This window comes from Enterobacter sp. MG-EB028 (assembly GCF_056673305.1).
In genome coordinates this window covers 1,371,177-1,392,828 of the sequence record NZ_CP195079.1, presented here as the reverse complement: position 1 = coordinate 1,392,828, position 21,652 = coordinate 1,371,177, and the positions used below count along the sequence as shown (strand labels likewise).

Below are 21,652 nucleotides of genomic sequence, written 5' to 3'. Positions count from 1 at the left end.
ATCAAATGACAATGTTACGCCCCGCTATACTTCTGTTTATTCTGCTGTCTCTCATTACCGGCGGGCTGTACCCGCTGGTAACTACCGCGCTGGGCCAGTGGTGGTTTAAGGATCAGGCCAACGGCTCGCTGATTATGCAAAACGGTGAAAATCGCGGTTCGCGCCTGATTGGTCAGAACTTTACGGATGCTCGTTACTTCCAGGGTCGCCCTTCCGCCACTGCCGAAAGCCCGTATAATCCGATGGCATCCGGCGGCAGTAACCTGGCGGGCAGCAACCCTGAGCTGGATAAAGCCGTTGCTGAGCGCGTGGCAGCCCTGCGCGCTGCCAATCCTCAGGCCAGCCGTGAGGTGCCCGTCGAGCTGGTAACCGCCTCGGCCAGCGGGCTGGACTACAGCCTGACCCCGGCAGCAGTGGCCTGGCAAATCCCGCGCGTCGCCGCCGCCCGTCAGTTGACCATCGAACAGGTGAGCAAGCTGGTTGCTGAGCACACGCAAAAACCGCTGGTCAGCTTCATCGGCATGCCCGTGGTGAATATTGTTGAGCTGAATCTGGCGCTGGACGCGCTAAGGAAAAACTAAATGACCGACGAGCCCATGCGCCCGGATCCGGACAGGCTGCTTGAACAGACGGCTGAAGCCCATCGCGGCAAACTGAAAATTTTCTTTGGCGCCTGCGCGGGCGTCGGGAAAACCTTCGCCATGCTGACGGAAGCCCAGCGGCTTCGGGCGCAGGGGCTCGATATTCTGATCGGCGTGGTTGAAACCCACGGACGTAAAGAGACGGCGTCGCTGCTGAAGGGGCTGGCTACCCAGCCGCCCCGCCGCATCAGCCATCGTGGTCGGTTAGTCACTGAGTTTGATATTGATGCCGCCCTCGCCCGCCGTCCCGCCCTTATCCTGATGGACGAACTGGCGCACAGCAATGCGCCAGGCTCACGCCACCCAAAACGCTGGCAGGATGTTGAAGAGCTACTTGAAGCCGGCATCGATGTTTTCACGACGGTTAACGTTCAGCATCTGGAAAGCCTGAACGACGTGGTCAGCGGCGTGACCGGCATTCAGGTGCGAGAGACGGTGCCGGATCCCTTCTTTGATTCCGCGGACGAGGTGGTGCTGGTCGACCTGCCCCCCGATGATTTACGCCAGCGCCTGCATGAAGGCAAAGTCTACATCGCCGGCCAGGCCGAGCGCGCCATCGAACATTTTTTCCGAAAAGGTAACCTGATTGCCCTGCGCGAGCTGGCTCTGCGTCGTACTGCCGATCGCGTCGACGATCAGATGCGCGCCTGGCGCGACCTGCAGGGCCAGGAGCGCGTCTGGCATACGCGGGATGCCATCCTGCTGTGCGTGGGGCACGGCAGCGGCAATGAAAAGCTGGTCCGCACCGCTGCGCGCCTGGCAGCCAAATTTGGCAGCGTCTGGCATGCAGTGTATGTCGAAACGCCGCAGTTGCACGCTCTGCCCGAAAACCAGCGCCGCGCGATCCTGAGTTCGCTGCGCCTGGCGCAGGAGCTGGGCGCTGAAACCGCAACGCTCTCCGATCCACAGGAAGATAAAGCCATACTGCGCTACGCGCGAGAGCATAATCTGGGGAAAATTGTCATTGGCCGCCGCCAGCATCGCCGCTGGTTTAGCCGCGAATCCTTTGCCGACAAGCTGGCCCGCCGCGCGCCGGATCTGGACCTGGTGATCGTGGCGCTGGATGACAAGCCCACGCCGTTACCCAGCCGCGCCCCGGACAGCCGAGCCTTCAGCGATAAATGGCGCATTCAGCTTCGCGGCTGTTTTGTCGCCGTTGTGCTCTGCGCCCTGATCACTATTATTGCCAGCAAATGGCTGATTGCCTTCGACGCGGCCAACCTGGTGATGATCTACCTGCTTGGCGTAGTGGTGGTGGCGCTCTTTTACGGACGCTGGCCGTCGGTACTGGCGACGGTGATCAACGTCATCAGCTTCGATCTATTCTTTATTGATCCTCGCGGGACGCTCGCGGTTTCAGACGTGCAATACATCCTCACCTTCGGCGTGATGCTCACCGTCGGGCTGGTGATCGGGAACCTGACGGCCGGCGTGCGCTACCAGGCGCGTATCGCCCGCTATCGCGAACAGCGCACGCGCCATCTGTATGAGATGTCTAAATCGCTGGCGGTGGGCCGTACGCCGCTGGATATTGTGCAGACCAGCGAGCAGTTTATTCGCTCGACGTTTCATGCCAGCAACCTGATTTTACTCCCTGACGAACACGGTAAGCTGCGCCCGCTGACGTCGGCCTCAGGCATGACGCCCTGGGATGAAGCCATCGCGCGCTGGAGCTTTGATAAAGGGCTACCCGCGGGCGCAGGGACTGACACCCTGCCCGGCGTGCCCTATCAAATTCTGCCGCTGCGCAGTGCCGATAAAAATCAGGGGCTGGTGATTGTTGAGCCCTCCAACCTGCGCCAGCTGATGATCCCCGAACAGCAGCGACTGCTGGAGACCTTTACCCTGCTGGTTGCCAGCGCGCTGGAACGGCTGGCGCTCACCGCCAGCGAAGAACAGGCCCGGCTGGCGAGCGAGCGGGAAAGCATTCGTAACTCGCTGCTGGCGGCGCTGTCTCACGATCTGCGTACGCCACTTACCGTCCTGTTTGGCCAGTCAGAAATTCTGACGCTGGACCTGGCAGCGGAAGGCTCCAAACACGCCCTTCAGGCCAGCGAAATCCGCCAGCATGTGCTGAATACCACGCGCCTGGTGAATAACTTGCTCGATATGGCGCGTATCCAGTCAGGCGGTTTTAACCTCAAAAAAGAGTGGCTCACGCTCGAAGAAGTGGTGGGCAGCGCGCTGAAAATGCTCGAACCTGGCTTAGGCGGGCGGCATATTGCGCTGAACATGCCCGAGCCACTGACGTTAATTCACGTTGATGGCCCGCTCTTTGAGCGGGTGCTGATCAACCTGCTGGAAAATGCCGGCAAATATGCGGGTGCCAGCGCCCGGATTGGCGTGGATGCTACGGTGGACGATGGAACGCTTCATCTTGACGTCTGGGATACCGGACCGGGCATTCCTGCCGGGCAGGAGATGGCTATTTTTGAAAAATTCGCGCGCGGCAATAAGGAGTCGGCCATTCCGGGCGTGGGGCTGGGGCTGGCGATTTGCCAGGCAATTATTGACGTCCATGGCGGGACCATCTCCGCGGAGAATCGTCCGGAAGGCGGCGCGCGTTTTTGTGTTACACTTCCTCTGGAAACCCCGCCAGAACTTAATGAATTACCAGAGGATTTGTGATCAACGTTCTGATTGTTGAAGATGAGATCGCCATTAGCCGGTTTCTGCGCGCTGCGCTGGAAGGCGATGGTCTGCGCGTTCATGATGCGGGTACGCTTCAGCGGGGTTTAATTGAAGCCGCCACCCGCAAGCCGGACCTGGTGATCCTCGATCTTGGCCTGCCGGACGGTGACGGCATTGATTTTATCCGGGAAGTGCGTCAGTGGAGCCAGATGCCGATCCTCGTGCTCTCGGCCCGTACAGAAGAGACGGATAAAATCGTGGCGCTGGATGCCGGGGCGGACGATTATCTGATTAAACCTTTTGGTATCGGCGAGCTACAGGCTCGCCTGCGCGTGGCGCTGCGCCGCCACAGCGCAACCACGCCCGCTGACCCAACCTACACGTTTGGGGATATCCGGGTTGACCTGGCCGCGCGGCGCATTGTGCGCGGCGATGAGGAAATTCACCTCACGCCAATAGAATTTCGCCTGCTCGCCGTACTGCTCAACAACCACGGCAAGGTACTCACCCAGCGCCAGCTGTTAAGTCAGGTGTGGGGACCCAATGCTGTAGAACATAGTCATTATCTACGCATATATATGGGACATCTTCGTCAGAAACTCGAAGTCGACCCCGCTCGCCCTCGCCATCTATTAACTGAAACCGGTATCGGTTATCGATTTATGCTTTGAATAACTATTCACTTTATTTTTAAATAAAACGAAATCCCTCAGAAAATATTTCACAAATAACCCATGCGTTATTTTTGCGGGTTATTTTCGCTCATTTAAAACATTAACAGAACAACCCATTAACACATCATCAACAAATCAGAATTTTGATCTGCGATATTCATTTTAAACGAATATTTATTTCTGATTTGATCGGTTAACGGTGATCTACCTCACGGTTAATCGGCTTTTTCTGGATAAAATGACCATGCTTTCAATTACTGAAAGGAAAATGAAACATGGAAAACAACAATCGCTTAATGCCCCATATAAGGCGGACAACACATATCATGATGTTTGCCCACCGAAACTGCTTTGACTTTCATCTCTTTAATGCCCGGTAGTCCTTCGACTTCTGGCGCACTCGCTTACAGGCTATCCTTAAACACCTTATTTTACAGGCTATTGCCTGTGATCTCGTGCGCTCATTCATCCTGATTCAGAATCATCCGCACCGGGCGGACTGAATTTCAATCATCAAAAAAGCAATTCACTGATTTTAATCAGCGGCCACCCTTTGCTTTTTTTCCGGAAAAATTATCGATTTCTTTCTTGCAAGAAATCGAAGGACGCTTATTACCTAAAATAAAGAGAGAAAGATGAAAAGTTTAAAAATCGCAGCCAGCCGTGCATGTCCGGATTGCTTTACTACCCAGCGTGAACTGGTGGATGTCCGCGCCTCTGATTATATTGATGTTGCCGCCATTGTTCTGACGGTTACGGATATTGCCAGCGGTATTCTGGACGAAATAGAAGCCACCGGTTTTGGCATTCCCGTATTTGTCGCAACGCACAAAGAAGAGTTCATCCCGGCAGACTATTTATCTCGCATTCATGGCGTATTTGAGTTCTCAGACACCAGCAACGACTTTTATGGACGCCAGCTGGAAGCGGCCGCCCAGAAGTATGAAACCCAGCTGCGCCCGCCGTTTTTCCGCGCCCTTGTCGACTATGTAAAACAGGGCAACAGCGCGTTTGACTGCCCGGGGCATCAGGGTGGCCAGTTCTTTCGCCGCCATCCTGCCGGCAATCAGTTTGTCGATTTCTTTGGTGAGACGCTTTTCCGCGCCGATCTGTGCAACGCCGACGTGGCGATGGGCGATCTGCTGATCCACGAAGGCGCGCCGTGCATCGCCCAGCAGCATGCGGCAAAAGTCTTTAATGCCGATAAGACCTACTTCGTGCTGAACGGTACCTCGTCATCCAACAAAGTGGTGCTTAACGCTCTGCTCACCCCGGGCGACCTGGTGCTATTCGACCGTAATAACCACAAATCTAACCATCACGGTGCACTCCTCCAGGCTGGCGCAACGCCGGTCTATCTGGAAACGGCGCGCAACCCGTACGGCTTCATTGGCGGCATTGACGCCCACTGCTTCGAAGAAAGCTATCTGCGCGAGCTGGTAGCAGAGGTGGCGCCGGGCCGCGCGCGCGACGAACGTCCGTTCCGTCTGGCGGTTATCCAGCTGGGTACCTACGACGGCACCATCTATAACGCCCGTCAGGTGGTGGATAAGATTGGGCACCTGTGTGATTACATCCTGTTTGACTCGGCCTGGGTGGGTTACGAGCAGTTTATTCCGATGATGGCCGACTGCTCGCCGCTGCTGCTGGAGCTGAACGAAAACGATCCGGGGATCCTGGTCACCCAGTCCGTGCATAAACAACAGGCTGGCTTCTCGCAGACCTCGCAAATCCATAAGAAAGACAGCCATATCAAAGGGCAACAGCGCTATGTCCCACATAAGCGGCTGAATAATGCCTTCATGATGCACGCCTCCACCAGCCCATTTTATCCGCTGTTCGCTGCGCTGGACATCAACGCCCGCATGCATGAAGGCCAGAGCGGCCGCAACATGTGGATGGACTGCGTGGTTAACGGTATCGAAGCGCGCAAGCTGATCCTGGAGAACTGCCGGTATCTGCGCCCGTTCGTGCCGGAGACAGTGGATGGCCGTCCGTGGGAAAGCTGGGACACGGCGGAGATTGCAACCGATCTACGCTTCTTCCACTTCGTGCCGGGTGAAAACTGGCACGCTTTTGAAGGCTACGCTGAGCACCAGTATTTTATCGACCCGTGCAAGCTCCTGCTGACCACGCCGGGCATTAACGCCCGCACCGGGGAGTATGACGACTTCGGCGTGCCCGCCACTATCCTTGCCAACTTCCTTCGCGAAAACGGCATCGTGCCGGAAAAATGCGATCTCAACTCGATCCTGTTCCTGCTCACGCCGGCGGAAGATATGGGCAAGCTGCAGCAGCTTGTGGCACAGCTGGTGCGCTTCGAAAAACTGCTCGAGAGCGATGTTCCGCTGAAAGAGGTATTGCCTTCTCTCTACAAACAACATCCGGAACGTTACGCGGATTACACCCTGCGCCAGATCTGCCAGGAAATGCATGACCTGTACGCCCGCCACAACGTGAAGCAGCTGCAAAAAGAGATGTTCCGCAAGTCTCACTTCCCACGCGTGATGATGAACCCGCAGGACGCGAACTACGCCTACCTGCGCGGCGAGGTCGAGCTGGTCTCCCTGCGCGACGCGGAAGGCCGCATCGCCGCTGAAGGTGCGCTCCCTTACCCACCGGGGGTGCTGTGCGTGGTTCCAGGGGAAGTCTGGGGCGGTTCCGTGCTGCGCTACTTTGCCGCACTGGAAGAAGGCATCAACCTGCTGCCGGGCTTCGCGCCGGAGTTGCAGGGCGTGTATGTCGAGGAGTGTGACGGTCGCAAACAGGTTCGCTGCTACGTCATCAAACAATCCGCCGCTCAGCCCGCGCTGCTGAAAGGAGAGAAATTATGAGTAAGTCCAATAAGATGGGCGTGGTGCAGCTGACTATCCTTACCATGGTCAACATGATGGGTTCCGGGATTATTATGCTGCCCACCAAGCTCGCCGAAGTGGGGACGATTTCGATTATCTCCTGGCTTGTTACCGCCGTAGGATCGATGGCGCTGGCGTGGGCGTTCGCCAAGTGTGGGATGTTCAGCCGCAAGTCAGGTGGCATGGGCGGCTATGCTGAGTACGCCTTTGGTAAGTCCGGCAACTTTATGGCGAACTACACCTACGGCGTATCGCTGCTGATCGCCAACGTGGCGATTGCCATTTCCGCCGTCGGCTACGGCACGGAGTTGTTTGGCGTGACGCTCAGCCCGGTACAAATTGGGCTGGCGACCATCGGGGTTCTGTGGATCTGCACCGTGGCCAATTTTGGTGGCGCGCGCATTACCGGTCAGCTCTCCAGCATCACCGTCTGGGGCGTGATTATCCCGGTTGTCGGCCTGTGCATCATCGGCTGGTTCTGGTTCAGCCCAACGCTCTACGCCAACTCCTGGAATCCGCACCACGTGCCGTTCTTTACGGCAGTGGGCTCGTCTATCGCCATGACGCTCTGGGCCTTCCTGGGTCTGGAATCCGCCTGTGCGAACGCAGAAGTGGTAGAGAACCCGGAGAAGAACGTGCCGATTGCGGTCCTCGGCGGAACGCTGGGCGCGGCGGTGATCTATATCGTCTCGACTAACGTCATTGCCGGGATTGTGCCAAACATGGATCTGGCTAACTCCACGGCGCCGTTCGGGCTGGCCTTTGCCCAGATGTTCACCCCGGAAGTCGGGAAAGTGATCATGGGTCTGATGGTGATGTCCTGCTGCGGCTCGCTACTCGGCTGGCAGTTCACCATCGCGCAGGTGTTTAAATCCTCGGCTGATGAAGGTTACTTCCCAAAAATCTTCTCCCGCGTGACCAAAGCCGACGCGCCGGTGCAGGGTATGCTGGCAATTGTCATCTTCCAGAGCGGATTGTCGCTGATGACCATTAGCCCGTCCCTGAACAGCCAGTTTAACGTGCTGGTCAACCTGGCGGTGGTGACGAATATCATTCCGTATATTCTGTCGATGGCGGCGCTGGCGATCATTCAGAAGGTGGCGAAAGTTGATCCACGCAAAGCGCGTGCGGCGAATATTGTGGCGCTGATTGGGGCAATCTACAGCTTCTATGCGCTCTACTCATCCGGCCAGGAAGCGATGCTGTATGGCGCGATGGTGACCTTTATGGGCTGGACGCTGTACGGTCTGGTGTCACCGAGATTTGAATTGAAGAATAAGCACAGTTAGGTAAAAGCAAAACGGCAGCCCAAGGGCTGCCGTCTTTATTGTTTTCTCCCTCTCCCTTTGGGAGAGGGCCGGGGTGAGGGCATCAGCCCGCACCAGAACCGCACTTACGCGTTTTTCAGCACTTCGCTGACAATCTCTACCGCTTCTTTCTCAATCTGCTGGCGGTGCTCAGCGCCGAGGAAGCTTTCGCAATAGATTTTGTACGCATCTTCCGTACCGGACGGACGCGCGGCGAACCAGCCATTTTCGGTCATCACTTTCAGTCCACCGATAGACGCACCGTTACCCGGTGCCGCCGTCAGACGGGCAGTGATCGGATCGCCTGCCAGGGTACTTGCGCTGACCATCTCTGGGGAGAGTTTGGACAATGCAGCTTTCTGCGCAGAGGTCGCGCCAGCCTGGATACGGTTATAGCTTGGCGCACCAAAGCGTGCCGCCAGCTCGTTGTAGTGTTCCTGCGGGTTTTTACCGGTAACCGCGGTGATTTCCGCAGCCAGCAGGCACATGATGATGCCGTCTTTATCGGTTGACCACGGGGTGCCGTCGAAGCGCAGGAAGGACGCGCCCGCGCTCTCTTCGCCGCCGAAGCCAAAGCTGCCGTCGTGCAGACCGTCAACGAACCACTTGAAGCCCACCGGCACTTCCACCAGCTTGCGGCCCAGCGCGTCCACCACGCGGTCGATCATCGCAGAAGAGACCAGCGTTTTACCGACAGCCACCTCTTTGCCCCACTGCGGGCGGTGCTGGAACAAGTAGTTGATCGCAACAGCCAGGTAGTGGTTCGGGTTCATCAGCCCGGCAGGGGTGACGATGCCGTGACGGTCATAATCCGGGTCGTTAGCAAATGCCAGATCGAACTTGTCGCGCAGCGCCAGCAGGCCCGCCATCGCGCACTCGGAGGAGCAGTCCATACGGATCGCGCCGTCTTTGTCCAGGTGCATGAAGCGGAAGGTCTGATCAACGTGATCGTTCACGATGGTCAGATCCAGCTTGTAGTGCTCGGCGATGCGCTTCCAGTACTCAATACCGGAGCCGCCCAGCGGATCCACGCCCAGCTTCAGGCCGGCTTTCTGAATCGCCGCCATATCGACGATATCCGCCAGCCCTTCCACGAACGGCTGAACCAGATCCTGCTCTTTCACGTGGCCGGAGGCCATCGCTTCATCAAGAGAAATACGTTTAACGCCTTTCAGGCCGTCGGCCAGCAGCGCGTTTGCACGATCTTCCACCACTTTGGTGACGTTGGTGTCAGCCGGGCCGCCGTTAGGTGGGTTGTATTTGATACCACCGTCTTCCGGCGGGTTGTGGGATGGCGTGATAACGATCCCGTCTGCCAGTGCGCCACCTTTTTTGTTGTGCACAAGGATTGCGTTTGATACCGCCGGCGTTGGGGTGAAGCCATTGTTCTCCTGCACAATCACGTCAACGCCGTTTGCCGCCAGCACTTCCAGCACGGAAATGAACGCCGGTTCAGACAGCGCATGGGTATCTTTGCCCACGTAGCACGGACCGGTAACGCCGTTTTTGGCGCGCTCTTCCGCAATGGCCTGAGCAATGGCCAGAATATGCGGTTCGTTAAAGCTGTGGCGCGCCGCGCTGCCGCGGTGACCAGATGTACCAAACTTCACTGCGTGTTCTGCGTTGCCCACGACCGGTTTCAGCACGTAATACTGCGCGGTCAGCTGAGCGACGTTAATCAAATCGCTTTGTTGTGCAGGTTGGCCTGCACGGCTGTGATTTGCCATTACCGGGTCCTTATGATGCAAGGGTTAAATTGTACCGCAAACCTTTTCAATCAATTCCGCCGGGAACTGCATGGACTGCATGATGTGTTCAATCATGCTGCACTTGCGGCCCGTATTGGTATTGGTGATCACCCAGTACGGGGTGCCAGGGACATGTTTAGGTTTGGTTTGATTGCCATTTTGCAGCAGCGTCTGCTCGTCGCCCGCGAAATAGACGCGGGTACGGCCGTGCAGCGACTCGGTCGCTTCAGCAAACGCTTTGTTATCCAGGGCGTAAAGTGTAGACAGCACCAGCATAAAACGGTTGACCGCCTTTTTCTGCTCCGCATATTCGTCGGAGAGCAGCAGCTCGCGCATCGCGCGCACTTTATCTTTTACCGGCGTCACGGCAGGTTTTGCCTGTGCAGCAACGCTCGGCTGAGACACGACATCTTTGGTAACTGGGGTGGCAGGCTGTGAAGCGGCGGAAATTTTAAGCATGCGCCGTAAAATGTCGGACGCGCTCTCCCCGATATGCCGCGTCTGGCTGGCAATATACTGATAGAGTTCGTCATCAACTTCGATTGTTTTCATCTTAATCCAGTGCGATATCTTATCTGAATACAAGTCATTGGGATTATAAGGTCAAATCCCAACAGCGGATAGCGTCAAACCAGGTTGGCGGCAAAAGTCAGATTAAACTGGAACCTTGCAGCCGGGCGGCAGAATGGTCAACATGATACCCTAACCTGACATACGTAAAAAAAGAACTTTGCCATGAAATTGAATACCCGAGCGCAAACTGCACAATCGCCGAACAATAATTCCCCCATCGTGCTGGTTCATGGACTTTTTGGCAGCCTGGATAACCTGGGCGTGCTGGCCCGCGATTTGGTCACCGATCACGATATTCTACAGGTTGATATGCGCAATCACGGGCTTTCCGGCCGCTCAGACGAAATGACCTATGCGGCAATGGCGAAGGATCTGCTGGATACGCTTGATGCGCACAATCTGCAGAAGGTGACCCTCATAGGGCATTCAATGGGCGGTAAAGCGGTTATGGCACTCACCGCGCTGGCGCCAGAGCGCATTTCCGGGCTTGTGGTCATTGATGTTGCCCCTGTGGACTACGACGTTCGACGTCATGATGAGATTTTCGCAGCAATTAATGCTGTAACTGCAGCTGGCGTTTCCACACGTCAGCAGGCGGCAACGGTTATGCGTGAACATCTTGATGAAGAAGGCGTGGTGCAGTTCCTTTTGAAGTCGTTTGTTGACGGGCAATGGCGTTTTAACGTGCCGGTGCTGTGGGACCAGTACAACAACATCGTGGGCTGGGAAACCGTCCCCACCTGGCCGCACCCTGCTCTCTTTATTCGCGGCGGCCACTCTCCTTATATTACCGACGCTTACCGCGACACGCTGCTGGCACAGTTCCCGCAGGCGCGCGCCCACGTGATTGCCGGGGCCGGGCACTGGGTTCACGCCGAAAAACCTGACGCTGTACTGCGCGCTATCCGCCGCTATCTCGCTGATACTGCAAATTGATTAAAAAGAGAGCGACTGGAAGATGACAGGCTTCCAGTCGTTGGCGTGCCGTTTTTGGTGATGTATGATGGCGCGCTTATCGCCCGGGCTTTAGCAGGGCGGCGTGTTTCCCCCGAAGTCTCAGAATCATGGCCAAAGAACAAACGGACCGTACGACACTAGATCTGTTCGCGAATGAGCGTCGACCGGGACGACCGAAAACGAATCCGCTTTCGCGCGATGAACAGCTGCGTATCAATAAACGCAATCAGCTTAAACGCGATAAAAATCGTGGGCTTAAGCGTGTCGAACTGAAGCTCAACGCTGACGCTGTCGATGCGCTTAACGAGCTGGCCGAGGCGCGTAATATCAGCCGCAGCGAGCTTATTGAAGAGATGCTCATCGCTCAGCTTGAGACGCTTCGCAGCCAGGCATAAGTCTGAAAAACCCCTTTATCGCCCTTTTCATGTAGCACAGAGTGCAGTCCTGCGCGATAGCGGTTTCCGCAGGGTTGCCAGTTCTGCTATTATTGCCCTTATCCGTGGCCGAATTGCGCCACCATACCATTAAGTTTCAAGAGGTTATTTTACTCATGGCAATCATCGGCATTTTCTTCGGCAGTGATACCGGCAATACCGAAAATATCGCAAAAAACATTCAGAAACAGCTCGGTAAAGACGTTGCTGATGTGCATGACATCGCCAAGAGCAGCAAAGAAGATCTCGAGGGCTATGACATTCTGCTGCTGGGTATTCCAACCTGGTACTACGGTGAAGCCCAGTGCGACTGGGACGATTTCTTCCCGACGCTGGAAGAGGTGGACTTCAACGGGAAGCTGGTCGCACTGTTTGGCTGTGGCGATCAGGAAGACTATGCCGAGTACTTCTGTGACGCGCTGGGGACGATTCGCGACATCATTGAGCCGAATGGCGCGGTTATTGTTGGTCACTGGCCGACTGCCGGTTACCACTTCGAAGCCTCTAAAGGCCTGGCCGATGACGATCATTTTGTCGGTCTGGCCATTGACGAAGACCGTCAGCCTGAGCTTACGGCAGAGCGTGTAGAGAAGTGGGTTAAGCAGATCCGTGAAGAACTCCACCTGGACGATATTCTCAACGCCTGATTTTTTCTACGGCGCAACGCAGGTTGCGCCCGTTTTCCAGGTAAAACCGATTAAATTAATTGCTACAAACTTTTAACTTTTTCGCCCAGACCTGTACAATGTCTCCCTGGCAAAATGTGGTTTTCATTGAGCAAGTTTGTTGGTGATACCACGTTTTTATAAGCATACTTTGCCTGAGACTTGCAGTTTTCATTTAGGCATGGCAGTTCTATAATGAGACGCATTAACCCAGGTGCATTTTCTGTCACTTCCTTCAGAAGTGAATCGTTTAGCAACAGGACAGATTCCGCATGACTGACAACAATACCGCATTAAAGAAGGCTGGCCTGAAAGTAACGCTTCCTCGATTAAAAATCCTCGAAGTGCTTCAGGGTCCAGACAATCACCATGTCAGTGCGGAAGACCTTTATAAACGTCTTATCGACATGGGTGAAGAGATTGGGCTGGCCACCGTTTATCGCGTGCTGAACCAGTTTGATGACGCGGGCATTGTTACCCGTCATAATTTCGAAGGCGGTAAATCTGTATTCGAACTGACCCAGCAGCATCACCACGATCACCTGATCTGCCTCGATTGCGGCAAGGTCATTGAATTTAGCGATGATTCCATCGAAGCGCGTCAGCGTGAAATCGCAGCTCGTCACGGCATTCGCCTGACCAACCACAGCCTGTACCTATACGGTCACTGCGCTGAAGGGGATTGCCGCGAGAATGAACACGCTCACGACACAAAATAAGTTAGCGTTCATACTCTGAGCCAGCCGCGAGGTTGGCTTTTTTTTGCGTCAAAAAAGCCCGGTAAGCAAAGTGCCACCGGGCGTAAAGCAACTTATTTATTGTTATTGCGTATCTCGTTCCAGATCTTATCGCAACGCTTCGCCACTTCCTGATCGTTACCGGTTTTACGCGCCTGAATACAGGCCTGATAATCCATCACCCGAACGTTCTCCTGCGTCGCGAACTGCTCATGCGCTTTCTCTTTCTTCAACACATTCAGCACGCTCTGACAGGCTTCGATTTTCTCTGGCGATCCTTCGGCAGTATTAATACAGGCGCTATACGCCTCCTTCAGACGGGAATCCTCTTTCGGCGCCTGAGTCTGAACGCACGCCACCAGCCCTGATGCCAGCAACGCGACGATTACGATTTTTTTCATCATGTGCAGTCTCCAGACCGGCGGGACTCAGCCCGCCGGTGTGCTCATCAGAAGATGGTGAATGGGGCGATAACCATGAATTTGACGTCACGTTCATCCTGGAAGATGTTGCCGTAACCGCCCGCATAGCTTGGAATATCGGAGTGGTTGTCATACTGGGTGAAATGCAGCTTGAACATCGTGCCTTTCGCGCGGCCATCCTGCAGGGTATAGATAGCATCCAGGCTGTAGGAGGACTCTTTCAGGCGATAGTTTGGATCGTAGTAGGCATCCGGCGTCGCCATGTCTGCTGGTTTTGCGTCCCAGGCGTATGCGTAAGAAGCACCCACCGCCCAGCCAGGCAGGTTCCAGTTTTTCAGGTCATACATGGCGCCGAAGAAGACCGCTTTCTCGCCGTCGGCGTTGAAGTCGGAGCGGTTATCCCACCAGATATCCAGACGACCATTGGATGATGCATAGGTCGGGGTCATACGCTGCAGGAAGTAGCCCTGCTGCCCTTCCGCCTTCACCCATGTCCCTTCCAGACGCAAATCAACCTGACCGACTTTGTAGCCGAAAGTCAGCGCCTGAAGCCACGCGGTGCCGTTATAAATGTCATTTACGCTGCCATCGCTGACCTTATCGCGCGTACCGTAGAACTGGTAGCTGGTGCTCAGCGGGCTACCGGCGATATCAAATTTGTAGCTGGCTTTAGCAAAATACTGATCGATATAGCCTTCCGCCTGACCAAATGCAGCTTCCAGAACCAGATCGTTTTTAAAGTCGTACTTCGCGCCCAGCGAGTGGAGGTAATCGACTTTAGTTTTCTTATCGTTCTGGTAGAACTTATCCATTTCGATGTGCCACGGTGCTTTGTACTCGTTGGTCCACATATAGGAGAAGCTCAACGCACCTGCGTCACCGTAGTCAAAGTTAGCCCCGGCTTCTGCACCCTGATAGGTACCAGGCATAAAGCTCCAGTGCGGCGCTAACAGCGTCTGGCCGGTTGGCTGAATATACCCCCCGCGCGCCCAGACCGGGCCGTATTTAAATTTCGCTGCAGCCTTATAAAGGCTGATACCGCTTTTATCTCCGGACCAGTCTTCGTCATAGGCTTTATTGCTGGAGGAGAAGGCAATTTCGTTCGGGTGGCCGCTGTCGCCGTTTTCCGCCATTTCGATTGCGGTAAATGCAGCAATATCCAGACCGAACATATCAGCGGCATAGCCTGACTGGAAGTCCAGGTTGGCGTTCCAGGTGGAGTGAGAGAGGTTGGTTTTGTATTTATCTTCTGTGACATCTTTACGGTCACGTTCACGCTGCCAGTAATAAATACCGCCAGTGAGGGTAGAATCTTCGATGAAACCTGCTGCTTTCGCCTCTGGTGTCACCACCAGGCCCGACATTGCTGTCACACCGGCAATAGCCAGCGCCAGCGCATTACGTTTGCCACTGAACGTACGCATAGATTATTCCTCTTTGACGAATTAAAACGCCTTAAACGGCGAAAATATAAAAGACCAAATGGTCAGGGGTAGTTATAAATACCCTCGAATTAACTACCGTCTTTAGGTTATTTTTCGCGACGCGAATTATCAATGCTTTTCAGTGGGCAAAAGTCAGGATTATGACGAAGTGCACATAATTGGTAGTGCTTTGTAACATTTAGTCGGATGCGAGGTATGGCGGGGCTAAAGCAGGTAATTTCAACGTATTAGATCGTAAAAAAACACGTATTTGTCTTTATTCTCTGTTTTATCAAAAAGACAAACTTTTTTTAGAAAAATAAGTAGCACCACGTTGACCAAAAATTTTAGTTGGCCTAATTACGGGTCTACTTTAACGATATGATCATTAAATAAAAAAACGCCGCTATAAGCGGCGTTTGTTTCTCATTGACCAGTGCAGCGTTTTTATTCGCCGATCTTCGTCCAGGTATCACGCAGACCTACGGTACGGTTAAATACCGGCTTTTCTGCCGTGCTGTAACGGCTGTCCAGGCAGAAGTAACCTTCACGTTCAAACTGGAATGCTTTGCCCGCTTCAGCCTCTTTCAGCGACGGCTCCGCGTAACCCTGTTTGATCACCAAAGATTCCGGGTTGATAGTCGCCAGGAAGTCTTCAGCTGCACCCGGGTTAGGCACGCTAAACAGACGATCGTACAGACGAATTTCTACCGGCAGCGCGTGGGAAGCGCTCACCCAGTGAATCACGCCTTTCACCTTGCGGCCATCTGCCGGATCTTTGCTCAGCGTCTCTGCATCGTACGAACAGAAGATGGTGGTGATGTTGCCTTCTGCATCTTTCTCTACGCGCTCGGCTTTGATGACGTAGGCATTACGCAGACGCACTTCTTTACCCAGCACCAGACGTTTGTACTGCTTATTGGCTTCTTCACGGAAGTCAGCACGATCGATCCAGATTTCACCGCTGAACGGCACGTCGCGGCTTCCCATTTCCGGTTTGTTCGGATGGTTAGGCATGGAGACCAGCTCGCTTCCACCCTGCGGGTAGTTTTCGATAACCAGTTTCACCGGATCGATAACGGCCATCGCGCGCGGGGCGTTTTCGTTGAGATCTTCACGAATGCAGGATTCCAGAGACGCCATTTCGATGGTGTTGTCCTGCTTGGTCACGCCAATACGTTTGCAGAACTCACGAATAGAGGCGGCAGTGTAACCACGACGGCGCAGACCAGAGATGGTTGGCATACGCGGATCGTCCCAACCCTCAACGTGCTTGTCTGTTACCAGCAGGTTCAGCTTACGCTTGGACATCACGGTGTATTCCAGATTCAGACGAGAGAACTCGTACTGACGCGGATGCACAGGAATGGTGATGTTATCCAGCACCCAGTCGTACAGACGACGGTTGTCCTGGAACTCCAGCGTACACAGGGAGTGCGTAATGCCTTCCAGCGCATCGCTAATGCAGTGGGTGAAGTCGTACATCGGGTAGATGCACCACTTGTTGCCGGTCTGGTGGTGTTCCGCAAATTTAATGCGGTACAGCACCGGGTCGCGCATCACGATGAACGGAGACGCCATGTCGATTTTGGCGCGCAGGCACGCTTTGCCTTCTTCGAAGCCACCGGCACGCATTTTTTCAAACAGCGCCAGGTTCTCTTCCACGCTGCGATCGCGGAACGGGCTGTTTTTACCTGGCGCAGTCAGCGTACCGCGATACTCGCGGATTTCGTCAGCAGACAGTTCGTCGACGTATGCCAGACCTTTATTGATCAGCTCCACCGCGTAGGCATACAGCTGATCAAAATAGTCAGAGGAGTAGCAGATATCGCCAGACCAGTTGAAGCCCAGCCATTGCACATCGTTTTTAATGGACTCAACGTATTCGATGTCTTCTTTTACTGGGTTGGTGTCATCGAAACGCAGGTTGCACTGCCCCTGGTAATCTTGCGCAATGCCAAAGTTCAGGCAGATCGATTTCGCGTGACCAATGTGCAGGTAGCCGTTCGGCTCCGGCGGGAAACGCGTATGTACCGTGGTGTGCTTACCACTGGCCAGATCTTCATCGATGATCTGACGAATAAAGTTACTCGGGCGGGCTTCTGCCTCACTCATCGTGGATTCCTCAAAGCGTAAACAACGTATAACGGCGTATGATCTTATAAGCCGGACGTAGTGACAACCCTTAGTTACGGAAAATACGTATCAGATGAAAATAATGGGGGCATTTGCTGCAAAAAAAAGCGGCGGAGGATATCCCCCGCCGCTTAAGGCATGACTCTACTCAGGAGCGATTACTTGCCTTTAATCTCATACAGCGGTGTTTGGCCTGCAACAACCTGACCTTTCGCCTGAATGACCAGGCCGCTGAAGTCATCAATGTTGCTGCAAACGACCGGGCTAATCATGGAGCGCGCGTTGGCGTTCAGGAAGTCCAAATCCATTTCCAGAATCGGCTGACCCGCCACCACTTCAGCGCCCTCTTCTACCAGGCGAGTAAAGCCCTGACCGTTCAGCGCAACGGTATCGATACCCATATGGACAACGATCTCCGCGCCTTTTTCGGTTTCGAGGCAGAACGCGTGGTTGGTGTTGAAGATTTTCACGATGGTACCGGCCGCCGGAGACACAACGGTTTTGTCCGTTGGTTTCACCGCCACGCCGTCACCAACCGCTTTGCTGGCGAACGCTTCGTCAGGCACCTGCTCAAGCGCAACCACGTCACCGGTGACCGGGGACACCAGCGCAGCGATAGTCACCGCATTTGGCACGGCCTGCGGTTTTGCAACCGGCGCTTCAGCTACTGGAGCGCTATCCGTTGAGGCGGCAGCAACCGGCCCACGGGCGACCACTTTTTTCATTTCATCGCCGATAGATTCAGCTTTCGCACCCACGATAACCTGGATGGTTTGCTTATTCAGTTTCACCACACCAGACGCGCCCAGGCGTTTACACATCGCATCGCTCACGCGCGCGGAATCACCCACGGTCAGACGCAGACGAGTAATACAGGCGTCAATCGCTTTCAGGTTGTCGGTACCGCCGACTGCGGCAATGTAGCTGGTCGCCAGCTGGGTTAAACCTTCTTCGGTATTGCTGTTTGCTTCACTGGTAACAACATCTTCTTTCGTATCTTCGCGGCCCGGCGTTTTCAGGTTAAACATACGAATCACCGCGCTGAACAGAACGAAGTAGATAACGAAGAAGATCAGGCCCATCACCACCAGCATCCAGACGTTGCTGCTTGCCGCCGGCAGGTTGTACATCAACACGTAGTCAATGGCGCCTGCGGAGAAGGAGAAGCCCGCATGGATACCCAGAAGGGTGGCAACGAACAGGCTGATACCGGTCAGGATTGCGTGCATGAGGTACAGCAGCGGAGCCAGGAACATGAACAGGAATTCCAGTGGCTCGGTAACACCGGTCAGGAAAGCGGTAATCGCAACAGACAGCAGCATGCCGCCAACCATCGGACGACGCGCTTTTGGCGCGGCCAGGTACATAGCAAGCGCAGCACCAGGCAGACCAAACATCATAATTGGGAAGAAACCGGACATAAACATGCCCGCGGTGCCGTCACCCGCGTAGAAGCGGTTGATGTCGCCGTGGAAAACGGTGCCCGCCGCATTGGTAAACTCACCAATCTGGAACCATGCGATGGTATTCAGCACCTGATGCAGGCCTGTAGGGATCAGCAGACGGTTAATGAAACCGAAGATACCTGCGCCCATCGCACCCGCAGAAACGATCCACTCGCCGCCCGCATGAATGGCATGCTGCACCGGCGGCCAAACGTAGCCAAAGATCGCTGCCAGAACCAGGCAGAAGAAGCCCGTCGCGATCGGAACGAAACGTTTTCCACCGAAGAAACTCAGGAAATCAGGAAGCTTAATATTTGCCCAGCGGTTATACACGGCGCCGCCAACCAGACCGGTAATGATACCCGCCAGCACGCCCATATTGATTTCAGGGTTAATGGTTACCATCGCTTTCGTCAGGATGAAATAACCGACTGCGCCTGCCAGAGCCGCAGCCCCTGCACTGTCTTTTGACCAACTGGACGCGACGCCGATGGCGAATATCAGCGCCAGGTTATCAAAAATAGCGCCGCCTGCCTGAGCAATGAACGGCACATTAAGAAGATCGGGTTGCCCGAATCGCAACAGTAATGCTGCAACCGGTAGCACGGCGATAGGGAGCTGCAAAGCCCTACCGAGGCGCTGGAAAAAACCTAAAATATTCATCCTATTCCCCCTACGAGGCCCGTTATCGGGCTCGTGCAGTAACTATGTTTTTATTGTGTCGACAACGATTAATACAGTTGATGATTCACTGGCATTGTGAGTGTGTGAAAAATTAATTCGTATCGCAAATTAAACACCCATTTTTTGTGATTTTTGTCACCAAATATCGTAATCCCCCCTCCCTTTCACTGGCTAACAGCCAAAACTTATTTTATCATTCAAAAAATCAAGACGGATTGATCCGGCCTGAAAGGTTCCAGGTTACGCTTAAGCATCAGGTTCCGATTACCATCCGCCCACTCTTCTACTTTAACTCTTGAGGTGAACAATGAGACTGATTCCCCTGGCAACTGCTGAACAAGTCGGTAAATGGGCCGCTCGCCATATCGTTAACCGTATTAATGCCTTCAAGCCTACTGCCGATCGTCCGTTCGTTCTTGGCCTTCCAACCGGTGGTACTCCACTGACCGCGTACAAAGCGCTGGTTGAAATGCACAAAGCGGGCCAGGTTAGCTTTAAACATGTTGTAACCTTCAACATGGACGAATATGTTGGCCTGCCAAAAGAACATCCTGAAAGCTACCATAGCTTCATGCACCGCAATTTCTTTGATCACGTTGATATCCCAGCTGAAAATATTAACCTGCTGAATGGAAATGCGCCTGATATTGACGCAGAATGCCGTCAGTACGAAGAAAAAATCCGTTCTTACGGTAAAATCCACCTGTTTATGGGTGGCGTGGGCAACGATGGGCATATCGCGTTCAACGAACCAGCCTCTTCTCTGGCTTCCCGTACCCGCATTAAAACGCTGACCCATGACACCCGCGTGGCAAACTCCCGCTTCTTTGACGGTGACGTGAACCAGGTTCCAAAATACGCCCTGACCGTTGGCGTAGGCACCCTGCTGGATGCCGAAGAGGTGATGATTCTGGTGCTGGGCGGCGTGAAAGCGCAGGCGCTCCAGGCTGCCGTTGAAGGCAACGTTAACCACATGTGGACCATCAGCTGCCTGCAGCTGCATCCTAAATCAGTCATCGTCTGCGACGAACCGTCAACGATGGAGCTGAAAGTGAAAACGCTGAAATACTTCAACGAGTTAGAAGCAGAGAACATCAAAGGTCTGTAATTGAATAACCGCCTCTTCCACAAGAGGCGGCCGCTTTTTTTAACCGGGGGTCGTTATGTACGCTTTAACCCACGGTCGGATTTATACCGGCCATGAAATTCTGGATGACCATGCGATTGTTATCGCCAATGGCCTGATTGAACGTGTTTGTCCGCTGGCAGAGCTGCCGCCGGAGATTGAACAGCGCTCACTCAATGGAGCAGTAATCTCCCCCGGTTTCATCGACGTACAGCTGAACGGCTGCGGCGGCGTGCAATTCAACGACACCGCCGAGGCGGTGACGGTTGAAACGCTGGAAATCATGCAGAAAGCTAACGAGAAATCAGGCTGCACCAGCTATCTGCCGACGCTCATCACCAGCAGTGATGACCTGATGAAACAGGGTATCCGCGTGATGCGCGAATACCTGGCGAAACACCCGAATCAGGCGCTGGGTCTGCACCTGGAAGGACCATGGCTGAATATAGTGAAGAAAGGCACGCATAATCCGGATTACGTGCGCAAGCCTGATGCTGAACTGGTCGACTACATGTGTGCCAACGCTGATGTAATCGCTAAAGTGACGCTGGCGCCTGAAATGACCGGCACTGAGGTCATCAGCAAACTGGCTGCCGCCGGGATTGTGGTTTCCGCAGGCCACTCAAACGCCACGCTGAAAGAAGCCAAAGCGGGCTTCCGTGCGGGTATTACCTTTGCCACGCACCTTTACAACGCCATGCCGTATATTACCGGCCGTGAACCGGGTCTGGTCGGAGCGATTCTCGACGAACCGGACGTCTACTGCGGCATTATCGCTGATGGTATGCACGTTGATTACACCAACATTCGCAATGCCAAGCGGCTGAAAGGTGACAAGCTCTGCCTGGTCACCGATGCCACTGCGCCAGCAGGTGCAAATATTGAGCAGTTCATTTTTGCCGGTAAAACAATATACTACCGCAACGGACTGTGTGTGGATGAAAACGGTACGCTGAGTGGCTCCTCTTTGACCATGATTGAAGGGGTACGTAATCTGGTTGAGCATTGCGGGATTGCGCTTGATGAAGTCCTGCGTATGGCCACTCTTTATCCGGCTCGCGCCATCGGCGTGGATAAACAGCTTGGCGGAATTGCACCAGGTATGGTTGCAAACCTGACGGCATTCACACACGATTATAAAATTATTAAGACCATCGTTAATGGTAACGAGGTCGTCACTGAGTAAGTAAAAG

The 21,652-nt window shown here is 54.3% G+C and carries 18 protein-coding genes; 12 read left to right on the top strand and 6 right to left on the bottom strand.

The window, feature by feature from the left end; genetic code table 11:
- The first annotated feature begins 5 nt into the window (after positions 1–5).
- The 6 genes from kdpC to potE all read left to right on the top strand — a co-directional run bounded on the left by kdpC (position 6) and on the right by potE (position 8,090).
- The gene (gene kdpC / locus ACR42C_RS06555; RefSeq protein WP_316380485.1) at positions 6–581 is read left to right on the top strand and encodes a potassium-transporting ATPase subunit KdpC; all 576 of its coding nucleotides are present in this window, start codon (positions 6–8) and stop codon (positions 579–581) included.
- Entirely contained in the window at positions 582–3,269 is a 2,688-nt protein-coding gene (kdpD, locus tag ACR42C_RS06550; protein ID WP_116343901.1) for a two-component system sensor histidine kinase KdpD, read from the top strand.
- The gene (kdpE, locus tag ACR42C_RS06545) at positions 3,266–3,943 is read left to right on the top strand and encodes a two-component system response regulator KdpE (RefSeq protein ID WP_479984909.1); all 678 of its coding nucleotides are present in this window, start codon (positions 3,266–3,268) and stop codon (positions 3,941–3,943) included. The genes kdpD and kdpE overlap by 4 nt, the downstream gene beginning before the upstream one ends.
- A 278-nt stretch (positions 3,944–4,221) precedes the next feature.
- The gene (gene speFL / locus ACR42C_RS06540) at positions 4,222–4,326 is read left to right on the top strand and encodes a leader peptide SpeFL (RefSeq protein WP_003858645.1); all 105 of its coding nucleotides are present in this window, start codon (positions 4,222–4,224) and stop codon (positions 4,324–4,326) included.
- Between the two features lie 255 nt (positions 4,327–4,581).
- Complete coding sequence (gene speF, locus ACR42C_RS06535; RefSeq protein ID WP_316380487.1) at positions 4,582–6,780, top strand: ornithine decarboxylase SpeF; 2,199 nt, start codon at positions 4,582–4,584, stop codon at positions 6,778–6,780.
- Positions 6,777–8,090, top strand: a complete 1,314-nt coding sequence (gene potE, locus ACR42C_RS06530) for a putrescine-ornithine antiporter (RefSeq protein WP_116343898.1) — start codon at positions 6,777–6,779, stop codon at positions 8,088–8,090. Before speF ends, potE begins: the two co-directional genes overlap by 4 nt.
- Positions 8,091–8,194: 104 nt before the next feature.
- On the opposite strand, the gene pgm is transcribed toward potE, so the two are convergent.
- Together pgm and seqA are read right to left on the bottom strand one after the other, a co-directional pair.
- Positions 8,195–9,835, bottom strand: a complete 1,641-nt coding sequence (gene pgm, locus ACR42C_RS06525) for a phosphoglucomutase (alpha-D-glucose-1,6-bisphosphate-dependent) (protein WP_116343897.1) — start codon at positions 9,833–9,835, stop codon at positions 8,195–8,197.
- Positions 9,836–9,859: 24 nt separating this feature from the next.
- Positions 9,860–10,408 carry a replication initiation negative regulator SeqA gene (gene seqA / locus ACR42C_RS06520; protein ID WP_163330461.1) on the bottom strand — a complete coding sequence of 183 codons (549 nt, stop codon included), beginning with the start codon at positions 10,406–10,408 and terminating at the stop codon, positions 9,860–9,862.
- 183 nt (positions 10,409–10,591) lie between these two features.
- Here seqA and ybfF point away from each other — a divergent pair, with 183 nt between their 5' ends.
- The 4 genes from ybfF to fur all read left to right on the top strand — a co-directional run bounded on the left by ybfF (position 10,592) and on the right by fur (position 13,204).
- A complete protein-coding gene (gene ybfF, locus ACR42C_RS06515; protein ID WP_320720483.1) occupies positions 10,592–11,365 on the top strand; it encodes an esterase in 774 nt (257 codons plus the stop codon).
- A 128-nt stretch (positions 11,366–11,493) separates the two neighbouring features.
- On the top strand, positions 11,494–11,781 hold the full coding sequence (gene ybfE / locus ACR42C_RS06510) for a LexA regulated protein (RefSeq protein ID WP_014883017.1): 288 nt from the start codon (positions 11,494–11,496) through the stop codon (positions 11,779–11,781).
- A gap of 155 nt (positions 11,782–11,936) precedes the next feature.
- The gene (gene fldA / locus ACR42C_RS06505; protein WP_008501067.1) at positions 11,937–12,467 is read left to right on the top strand and encodes a flavodoxin FldA; all 531 of its coding nucleotides are present in this window, start codon (positions 11,937–11,939) and stop codon (positions 12,465–12,467) included.
- Between the two features lie 290 nt (positions 12,468–12,757).
- On the top strand, positions 12,758–13,204 hold the full coding sequence (gene fur / locus ACR42C_RS06500; protein ID WP_028012361.1) for a ferric iron uptake transcriptional regulator: 447 nt from the start codon (positions 12,758–12,760) through the stop codon (positions 13,202–13,204).
- A gap of 92 nt (positions 13,205–13,296) precedes the next feature.
- Here the strand turns inward: fur and chiQ are convergent, their stop codons facing one another.
- The 4 genes from chiQ to nagE form a co-directional block, all read right to left on the bottom strand.
- Positions 13,297–13,623: a ChiQ/YbfN family lipoprotein gene (gene chiQ, locus ACR42C_RS06495; protein WP_163330536.1), complete on the bottom strand. Its 327-nt coding sequence runs from the start codon at positions 13,621–13,623 to the stop codon at positions 13,297–13,299.
- A 47-nt stretch (positions 13,624–13,670) separates the two neighbouring features.
- The gene (chiP, locus tag ACR42C_RS06490; protein WP_316380489.1) at positions 13,671–15,068 is read right to left on the bottom strand and encodes a chitoporin ChiP; all 1,398 of its coding nucleotides are present in this window, start codon (positions 15,066–15,068) and stop codon (positions 13,671–13,673) included.
- 447 nt (positions 15,069–15,515) lie between these two features.
- Complete coding sequence (gene glnS / locus ACR42C_RS06485; RefSeq protein ID WP_479984908.1) at positions 15,516–17,183, bottom strand: glutamine--tRNA ligase; 1,668 nt, start codon at positions 17,181–17,183, stop codon at positions 15,516–15,518.
- A gap of 179 nt (positions 17,184–17,362) precedes the next feature.
- Positions 17,363–19,312 (bottom strand): PTS N-acetyl glucosamine transporter subunit IIABC, encoded by a 1,950-nt coding sequence (nagE, locus tag ACR42C_RS06480; protein ID WP_116343893.1) that lies wholly within the window; start codon positions 19,310–19,312, stop codon positions 17,363–17,365.
- A gap of 328 nt (positions 19,313–19,640) precedes the next feature.
- On the opposite strand from nagE, the gene nagB reads away from it, so the two are divergent.
- Positions 19,641–20,441, top strand: coding sequence for a glucosamine-6-phosphate deaminase (nagB, locus tag ACR42C_RS06475; RefSeq protein ID WP_028012356.1), 801 nt, complete (start codon positions 19,641–19,643; stop codon positions 20,439–20,441).
- A 55-nt stretch (positions 20,442–20,496) separates the two neighbouring features.
- Positions 20,497–21,645 carry an N-acetylglucosamine-6-phosphate deacetylase gene (gene nagA, locus ACR42C_RS06470; protein WP_028012355.1) on the top strand — a complete coding sequence of 383 codons (1,149 nt, stop codon included), beginning with the start codon at positions 20,497–20,499 and terminating at the stop codon, positions 21,643–21,645.
- Positions 21,646–21,652: the final 7 nt, after the last annotated feature.

Excerpts from the sequence above, each read along its gene's own strand:
- kdpC (WP_316380485.1), top strand. The coding sequence starts at position 6 with ATGACAATGTTACGCCCCGCTATACTTCTGTTTATTCTGCTGTCTCTC.
- kdpD (WP_116343901.1), top strand. The coding sequence starts at position 582 with ATGACCGACGAGCCCATGCGCCCGGATCCGGACAGGCTGCTTGAACAG.
- speFL (WP_003858645.1), top strand. The coding sequence starts at position 4,222 with ATGGAAAACAACAATCGCTTAATGCCCCATATAAGGCGGACAACACAT.
- speF (WP_316380487.1), top strand. The coding sequence starts at position 4,582 with ATGAAAAGTTTAAAAATCGCAGCCAGCCGTGCATGTCCGGATTGCTTT.
- potE (WP_116343898.1), top strand. The coding sequence starts at position 6,777 with ATGAGTAAGTCCAATAAGATGGGCGTGGTGCAGCTGACTATCCTTACC.
- pgm (WP_116343897.1), bottom strand. The coding sequence starts at position 9,835 with ATGGCAAATCACAGCCGTGCAGGCCAACCTGCACAACAAAGCGATTTG.
- seqA (WP_163330461.1), bottom strand. The coding sequence starts at position 10,408 with ATGAAAACAATCGAAGTTGATGACGAACTCTATCAGTATATTGCCAGC.
- ybfF (WP_320720483.1), top strand. The coding sequence starts at position 10,592 with ATGAAATTGAATACCCGAGCGCAAACTGCACAATCGCCGAACAATAAT.
- ybfE (WP_014883017.1), top strand. The coding sequence starts at position 11,494 with ATGGCCAAAGAACAAACGGACCGTACGACACTAGATCTGTTCGCGAAT.
- fldA (WP_008501067.1), top strand. The coding sequence starts at position 11,937 with ATGGCAATCATCGGCATTTTCTTCGGCAGTGATACCGGCAATACCGAA.
- fur (WP_028012361.1), top strand. The coding sequence starts at position 12,758 with ATGACTGACAACAATACCGCATTAAAGAAGGCTGGCCTGAAAGTAACG.
- chiQ (WP_163330536.1), bottom strand. The coding sequence starts at position 13,623 with ATGAAAAAAATCGTAATCGTCGCGTTGCTGGCATCAGGGCTGGTGGCG.
- chiP (WP_316380489.1), bottom strand. The coding sequence starts at position 15,068 with ATGCGTACGTTCAGTGGCAAACGTAATGCGCTGGCGCTGGCTATTGCC.
- glnS (WP_479984908.1), bottom strand. The coding sequence starts at position 17,183 with ATGAGTGAGGCAGAAGCCCGCCCGAGTAACTTTATTCGTCAGATCATC.
- nagE (WP_116343893.1), bottom strand. The coding sequence starts at position 19,312 with ATGAATATTTTAGGTTTTTTCCAGCGCCTCGGTAGGGCTTTGCAGCTC.
- nagB (WP_028012356.1), top strand. The coding sequence starts at position 19,641 with ATGAGACTGATTCCCCTGGCAACTGCTGAACAAGTCGGTAAATGGGCC.
- nagA (WP_028012355.1), top strand. The coding sequence starts at position 20,497 with ATGTACGCTTTAACCCACGGTCGGATTTATACCGGCCATGAAATTCTG.